Here is a 1493-nt window from a genome sequence, read left to right as displayed (position 1 = left end):
CGCCGGTGAGCGGGGTCTGGTGCGTCCAACTGCAAGGCGGAGGAGGGAGGCGACGCGGAGCCGTCGGCGACCGACGACAACGCCGCTGGGGGTCCCCCCACGCCTTTAGGGCAGTGGGGGAGGGCGTACCAGACCCCCCGTCTGCGACAGGATCCGCCGGACAGGTCCTAGCCGCCAGCCGCTCCAGCAGCACCCTGTGACAACACCGGTCAGCCCTTCGGCCCGGCCCTCGACGGCCGGGCCGAGGGGCTCGGTCGTCCCCTCGCACTGCGGCCTCGCCGGGCGAAGCGGCGGCAACCGATCTTCCGCCTGGCAGACTGGAGTCCGTGAGCACCGACGAGCCCACCGCCCCACCCGCGGGGCGCTGGTTCCGTGCGGCTCGCGCACAGCTCTTCCACCGTGGTCGCCGACCACTCGTCCCTGCACCAGGAGGACGTCCGCCATGTCTCGGACCGACGGCAGAATCGAACGGGGCAACAGGACCCGGCAGTTGGTGCTGCGCCGCACCGTGGACATCGCCTCCGTCGAGGGCCTGGAGGCGCTGTCCGTAGGGCGGTTGGCCCTCGAACTCGATCTGAGCAAGAGCGGTGTCTTCGCCCTGTTCGGCTCCAAGCAGGAGCTGCAACTCGCCACCGTGCGCGAGGCGGGCCGCATCTTCACCGAACGGGTCGTGCTGCCCGCCCTCGCCACCCTGCCCGGTGTCGGCCGGCTGTGGCAGTTGTGCGATCTCTGGCTGGAGTACTCCCGCGGCCGGGTCTTCCCGGGCGGCTGCTTCTTCTACGAGGTCATCGCCGAGTTCGACGCCCGCTCCGGTGCCGTGCACGACGCGGTCCTGCAGTCGCAGCGCGACTGGACGGCCCACGTGGAGGGCACCATCGAGGAGGCCCGGGCCGCCGGCGAGCTGCTCCCGGACACCGATGCCGGTCAACTCGCCTTCGAACTGGTCGCGTTGATGGAGACGGCCAACATGATCTCGGTGCTGCACAACGAGGAGGAGATCTCCTACGGCCGGGCCCGCGCCGGCATCCGGGCGCGGTTGCGCGCGGCGGCGGTGGATCCGGCGCTCGTTCCCGGGAGTTGACCGGCGCCCGCAGCCGAGGGGCGAGGTGACGGTGCAAGGAAAACGCCGAAACATTCGTGCACGATCGTTCGGATAGTTTTATGCTCGACCCATGACAGCCACCGGAACGGACATCGTCGGGCTCGACCGGATCGCAGTGAACGAAGCCGTGCGCGTCGTGGATCTGGCGAAGGACAGCGACTGGCAGCGGGACACCCCCTGCGCGGGGTGGGACCTGCGGCGGCTCGTGGCCCATATGGCCGCGCAGCACCGCGGGTTCACGGCCGCCGCGCGCGGCGCGGGACAGGACGCGGCGCACTGGAGTGAGCCGCAGGACATGAGCGAACCGGCCCGGGTGCACCGGGAGGCCGCGGCCGAGGCACTGGCCGCGTTCGCCGAACCGGGCACCCTGGAGCGGGAGTTCACCCTCCCC

The 1493-nt window shown here is 71.3% G+C and carries 2 protein-coding genes; both read left to right on the top strand.

Going from position 1 to position 1493, the window contains the following annotated elements:
- Positions 1 to 442 precede the first annotated feature (442 nt).
- Positions 443 to 1081 (top strand): TetR/AcrR family transcriptional regulator, encoded by a 639-nt coding sequence (locus tag R6V09_RS52965; protein WP_317888531.1) that lies wholly within the window; start codon positions 443 to 445, stop codon positions 1079 to 1081.
- A gap of 91 nt (positions 1082 to 1172) precedes the next feature.
- Positions 1173 to 1493 (top strand): maleylpyruvate isomerase N-terminal domain-containing protein (locus R6V09_RS52960; protein WP_317888530.1); only part of this gene is annotated, 321 nt, incomplete at its 3' end.

Origin of the sequence: Streptomyces sp. W16, assembly GCF_033194735.1 — a bacterium.
GTDB lineage: Bacteria > Actinomycetota > Actinomycetes > Streptomycetales > Streptomycetaceae > Streptomyces.
The sequence above is the reverse complement of the archived record's forward strand: the minus strand, read 5'-3'. Positions and strand labels throughout refer to the sequence as shown.

What these genes read in the sequence shown, in the direction of transcription:
- R6V09_RS52965 (WP_317888531.1), top strand. Translation starts at nt 443, where the DNA reads ATGTCTCGGACCGACGGCAGAATCGAACGGGGCAACAGGACCCGGCAG.